Annotated in this window: 4 protein-coding genes; 3 read left to right on the forward strand and 1 reads right to left on the reverse strand. The window is 47.9% G+C overall.

All coding sequences use genetic code 11. The annotated features are described in order from the left end of the window. The 3 genes from IQR33_RS35815 to ggt all read left to right on the forward strand — a co-directional run. Window positions 1-74: AraC family transcriptional regulator (locus IQR33_RS35815; RefSeq protein ID WP_193843587.1), on the forward strand; the 74-nt coding region annotated here is incomplete at its 5' end. 91 nt (window positions 75-165) lie between these two features. Then, window positions 166-825 (forward strand): LysE family translocator, encoded by a 660-nt coding sequence (locus tag IQR33_RS05925; RefSeq protein WP_005382916.1) that lies wholly within the window; start codon window positions 166-168, stop codon window positions 823-825. 111 nt (window positions 826-936) lie between these two features. Beyond that, the gene (gene ggt, locus IQR33_RS05930) at window positions 937-2,703 is read left to right on the forward strand and encodes a gamma-glutamyltransferase (RefSeq protein WP_054575523.1); all 1,767 of its coding nucleotides are present in this window, start codon (window positions 937-939) and stop codon (window positions 2,701-2,703) included. 819 nt (window positions 2,704-3,522) lie between these two features. On the opposite strand, the gene uvrD is transcribed toward ggt, so the two are convergent. Then, window positions 3,523-5,697 carry a DNA helicase II gene (uvrD, locus tag IQR33_RS05935; RefSeq protein ID WP_005378778.1) on the reverse strand — a complete coding sequence of 725 codons (2,175 nt, stop codon included), beginning with the start codon at window positions 5,695-5,697 and terminating at the stop codon, window positions 3,523-3,525. Window positions 5,698-5,937: the final 240 nt, after the last annotated feature.

The following is a 5,937-nucleotide window of genomic DNA, read 5'->3' on the forward strand; positions in this document are numbered from 1 at the left end:
TCTATGATCAAGCGCATTTCAGCAAAGCGTTTAAACAGACCTACGGCGTTTCCCCTTCTCAAGTGGCTCGTTAATTTCATTTACCGAGAAAGCTGTCAGTTTTTTACAAGCGCCACAGGTGACTTACCACGACAATAGCCGCATTGGTTAAATTTGAGATGTGTTATGAATGAATCCACCATATTGCTGACACTCGCCAGCATTCACTTTATTGCCCTAATGAGTCCAGGTCCGGACTTTGCGCTGGTCGTACAAAATGCGACGCGTCATGGTCGTCAAACTGGCTTGTACATTGCGTTGGGATTGTCCGTCGGTATTTTGCTGCACTCTTTGTTCAGCCTGACAGGTGTGAGTTTTGTCGTCCACCAGCACCCAGTGCTGTATTCCGTGGTACAACTGCTCGGTGGTAGTTACCTGCTCTACTTGGGAATTGGCGCATTGCGTGCCGTGATCTCGATGATCCAAAAACCACAGACGGATCAACCTAAGAAGCAAAATAACCTAGTGATCAGCAATAAGCGTCAAGCGTTTGCTAAAGGGTTTGCGACCAACATTCTTAACCCAAAAGCCCTGGTGTTCTTTGTCAGTTTGATGTCGAGTTTAGTCCCAGCAGGTATGTCGATTACTGGCAAAGGTATTGCACTGGTCATCCTGTTTGGCTTGTCGCTATTCTGGTTCTCTAGCCTTGCATGGATGCTGTCGACACAGCGCTTACAGCGTAAATTGCAACAAGCGGGTATCTACATCGACGGTCTATGCGGCGTGGTATTTACTCTAGTGGGCGGCAGTATTCTATACCAAACTATCAATACTTTTATCGGATAAAGTACTGATTTAAAAGCGTAGCACAATCGACATTTCTAAGATTGCTGACTCGACGTGACTCTCCATAACTGCCAAGCTCAAAGCACAAAACTGGCAACATGGAGAGTCATCATGCATTGGACGTTCAACCGACTCGTGACCACGGGTCTTTTTCTTACTTCCCCACTAATCTTATCTACCTCAGTCTTTGCTAACCAAGCAGCAGATGCGGTTGCGCCGGAGCACAGCACTGGCTTCAAGCAAAAACAACTGGTCAAAGCGAAAGATTATATGGTTACCGCTGCTAACCCAATTGCAACCCAAGCTGGTGCGGATGTTATTGCCCAAGGTGGTAATGCTATTGATGCTATGGTTGCCGTGCAGCTGATGCTGGGCTTGGTAGAACCGCAATCATCAGGTATTGGTGGTGGCGCCTTCTTAGTGTATTGGGACAGTGAGAAACAAAAACTAACTACGTATGATGGACGCGAAACCGCACCGCTCGCCGCGACGCCGAAACTCTTTTTAGACGAAAAAGGACAACCCCTACAATTTTACGATGCGGTTGTCGGCGGGCGCTCCGTTGCCACTCCTGGTACAGTGAAACTGCTGTGGGACACGCACCAGAAATACGGCAAGTTGGAATGGAAGAAGATCATCCAACCCGTGATTACCTTGGCTGAGCAAGGTTTCGAAGTCAGTCCTCGCCTCGCGAGTCTGATTGAGAAAGATACTAAGCGCCTATCACGCTTCCCTGCGACTAAGGCTTACTTCTTCAATCCAGACGGCTCACCAAAAACCGAAGGCACGTTGTTGAAGAACCCTGAATACGCGCAAACTCTGACGGCAATTGCAGAGCAAGGGGCAAAAGCTTTCTATCAAGGCGATATCGCTACAGACATCATCAAGACCGTACAGAATGCACCGGGCAATCCTGGCGTATTGGCACAACCTGACTTTGATGCGTTCCAAATCAAGCAACGTGAGCCGGTTTGTGCGGCTTATCAAAGCTATGATATCTGCGGCATGGGACCACCTAGCTCTGGCGCATTGACGGTTGGACAGATTCTCGCGATCACCGAGCAATACGATCTTAAAGGTTGGGGAGCCGAAAGCGCGAAATCATGGCAAGTGATCGCCGATGCATCGCGCCTTGCGTTCGCGGATCGTGGTAAATACATGGCTGACCAAGATTATGTGCCAATGCCAACCGAAGGCTTGCTTGATAAAGATTATCTCAAACAACGTGCTGAGCTCATTCAAGTCGGTAAAGCCTTGAGTAAGGCTGAAGCCGGTAATCCTCCTTGGTCGCACGCCATGAACTTAAGCATGGACCAATCGATCGAGTTGCCTTCCACCAGCCATTTCAATATCGTCGATAAGCAAGGCAATGTGGTTTCAATGACAACAACCATCGAGAACGCCTTTGGCTCACGCTTGATGGTGCGCGGCTTCTTGCTCAATAACGAACTGACCGATTTCTCTTTCCGCACGCATCAAGATGGTGTGCCAATCGCAAACCGATTAGAACCGGGCAAACGCCCACGTTCATCTATGGCACCAACCATTATGATGAAGGATGACAAGCCTTACATGGCAATTGGCTCACCGGGTGGCAGCCGCATTATTGGTTACGTCGCACAAGCCATTATCGCCCACACGCAATGGGATATGGACATCCAAAGCGCGATTAATCAGCCACGATTGCTGAACCGTTTTGGCACCTTAGATATTGAGCAAGGTACCGCCGCAGAGGGCTTACAGCCTGCTCTGGAGAAGATGGGCTTTAAAACCGATGTTCGGGATTTGAACTCTGGTCTGCATGCGATACGAATAACAAAAGACGGTCTTGAAGGCGCTGCGGATCCAAGACGTGAAGGTGCCGCTATCGGGCAGTAAGAGTCTTTCGCTCGACCCCTTGTGCGAGATCTCTCACAAAGGGTTGAGCAAACCTCTCTTTTTTAATGGTAAAACCGTACAGAAAAGAGCATAAGCCATTGAATTTAATACTCATGTATCTTTTTTGAACGCTAAGAGAGTTAAAAAATGTGAGATTAGCCCGTTGTTGGAAATCGTTAAACACGTAATATTAAACCTGTCGGAAGGATGCTGACACGGAACAGGAAACACCACGGACTTGGTGAACTTCAGGAAGAAGAAACGGTTATTCAGGATGAATAGTCGGGCATGGATTGCAAAATTGGACATTGAACGGAATCAATAGTGACTAGGATGGTTGCTACTAAGGACGGGAAATGGACACCTCTGGACGAGGCAAGGATTTGAACATCAGGATGATGTCAGGGACACCGCTCAGGGAACAAGTGATGAGAGCTAACGAGGATAGTTAGCAGACCAGGATAAGGTCACTAAGGACACCGCTAGGAAGGCGACGTAAGGATTAAGCTGACGGATTCAGCACACTATCATGGATTAGATGCATGGAGCACTTTTAGTAGCTGGATTGCTGCGAGTAAGACTATAACCCCGATGGGCGCAAGCCCTCGGGGTTTTTCTTTGCCTAAAGTTTTTCTCAGTAGATCTGCTGAAAACAGGCATTCACCCACAACGCCCACCTTTCACTTCAAACGGCATCGTTAAGTCGCGCTTTTGTACTCCATTTATCATTCCATTTTCTCCTGCGTTAGCGACACCAAAACTGCACAAACAAAAAGAGCCGCCGAAGCAGCTCTTAAGTTGATGAGTTTTGGTCAAGCCTTACAGTTTCTCTAGTCGTGCGTAAGCAGTTACCAACCATTTGATGCCTTCACCGTTAAAGGCAATCTGTACACGGCTCTGTGGACCACTGCCTTCGAAGTTGATGATGGTGCCTTCACCAAACTTTGGATGCATCACACGAGAACCTAGCGTAAAGCCGGTTTCATTAAAGCTCTCTTTCACAACAGTTTGGCTAAATCGACCACTGCTTGAAGGACGGCTAACTTGCGCCTTCATTCGTACTTCATCCAAGCATGTTTCTGGCAGTTCACGAATAAAACGAGACGGTTTATGGTATTTATCCTGACCGTACAAACGACGCATTTCAGCATAAGTGATGTACAGTTTCTGCATTGCACGGGTCATGCCTACGTAACACAGACGACGTTCTTCTTCTAAGCGCCCTGCTTCTTCTGCCGACATTTGGCTTGGGAACATGCCTTCTTCCACACCGACCATAAACACCAATGGGAACTCTAGACCTTTCGCACTGTGTAATGTCATGAGCTGAACCGCATCTTCAAATTCGTCCGCTTGTCCTTCGCCCGCTTCTAGTGCTGCGTGGGTTAGGAATGCCGTCAGCAGTGACATGTCTTCGGCTTCTTCTGGTTTCTCGAATTGGCGAGTTGCGGTCACCAATTCCTCCAAGTTCTCAATACGTGCCTTAGACTTTTCGCCTTTCTCTTGCTCGTACATCGCGAACAAGCCCGAGTATTTAATCACATGGTCAGTTTGGTGATGCAGCGGCATCTCTAAGGTGTCGTCTTCTAGCGCGGTGACAAGCTCGATAAAACGGCTCAGAGCACCAGCAGCGCGACCAGCAAGCACCTTCTCGTCCAACATTGCCACACTCGCTTCCCACATGGTGCAACCACGATCACGAGCCGCAAAGCGGATGGTTTCAAGCGTCTTATCGCCCAAACCACGCGTTGGCGTATTCACCACACGTTCAAACGCCGCATCATCGTTACGGTTGGCAATCAGACGCATGTAGCTCAAGGCATCTTTGATTTCCTGACGTTCGAAGAATCGCATGCCGCCGTAGATACGGTAAGGCAGACCGGCTTGAATTAACGCTTCTTCCAGAACACGCGACTGGGCGTTGTTACGGTAAAGCATCGCAGCGTCATTCAGAGCACCGCCCTTGTCTTGCCACTCTTTGATTTTGTTCACCGCAAAACGGGCTTCATCTAATTCGTTGTAAGCGCTGTAAACCGAGATAGGCTCACCGACCACGCCATCCGTCCACAACTCTTTACCCATACGCTCGGTGTTATTCGCAATCAGGGTGTTAGATGCTTCCAGAATGGTCTTGGTTGAACGGTAGTTTTGCTCAAGACGAATGGTATTTACGCTTGGGAATTCGAGCGTAAACTTCTCAATATTCTCGACTTTTGCACCACGCCAACCATAAATCGACTGGTCGTCATCACCTACGATCATCACGTGACACTCAGGACCCGCCATCATACGTAGCCAAGCATATTGAATGTTGTTGGTATCTTGGAACTCATCGACCAAGATGTGCTTAAAGCGTGCTTGGTAGTGTTCACGGACGAACTTGTTATCACGCAGTAGCTCATGTGCGCGCAGCAAGATTTCCGCAAAATCGACTAAACCAGCACGGTCACACGCCTCTTGGTAAGCGGTGTACAACTGCAGATATGTCTTGGTTACTGGATCATGGTACGCATCAATGTGCGACGGGCGCAGACCTTCGTCTTTCTTACCGTTAATCCACCATGCCACTTGGCGTGCCGGCCACTGCTTCTCATCGAGGTTTTGCGCTTTAATCAAACGCTTTAGTAGACGCTGTTGGTCGTCACTGTCAATGATTTGGAAATCTTCCGGTAGCTTCGCATCAAGATAGTGTGCACGCAGAATACGGTGACAAATGCCGTGGAAAGTACCATTCCACATACCGCCTGCACTGCCCATCATTAGCTCTTCGATACGTCCACGCATCTCTGCCGCCGCCTTATTGGTAAAGGTTACCGACATGATTGAAAACGGAGAAGCTTGCTCGACCGACATCAGCCAAGCGATACGGTGAACAAGAACGCGTGTCTTACCACTTCCTGCGCCAGCAAGAACGAGCAAGTTTTCTAGAGGTGCTGCAACGGCTTCACGTTGTTTATCGTTCAAACCGTCGAGTAATAGAGATGGATCCATCATGATGAGAGCTACTGGTTATTTATACATAAAAACCGATTATAACCTAAACAACCGGGTGCTGTTTAGACAAAACTTGATAAAAAAATTGATGTTTTTTTGCCCAACACATCAATTAGTTATACCTATTTGACCCTACAAACCTATTTACTTCAGAAATTTTTCTGAAAGTTTTTTAGCCAGTTTCCTATCTTTTAAGTTAAGCAAGTTGATAACAAAAACGCCAAAACAGGCGATTCATCT

Origin of the sequence: Vibrio sp. OPT46, from assembly GCF_015163535.1 — a bacterium.
Taxonomy (GTDB): Bacteria; Pseudomonadota; Gammaproteobacteria; order Enterobacterales; family Vibrionaceae; genus Vibrio; species Vibrio alginolyticus.

Bases quoted from the DNA above. Each gene is read 5' to 3' on its own strand.
- uvrD (WP_005378778.1), bottom strand. From the start codon at position 5,697: ATGATGGATCCATCTCTATTACTCGACGGTTTGAACGATAAACAACGT.
- IQR33_RS05925 (WP_005382916.1), top strand. From the start codon at position 166: ATGAATGAATCCACCATATTGCTGACACTCGCCAGCATTCACTTTATT.
- ggt (WP_054575523.1), top strand. From the start codon at position 937: ATGCATTGGACGTTCAACCGACTCGTGACCACGGGTCTTTTTCTTACT.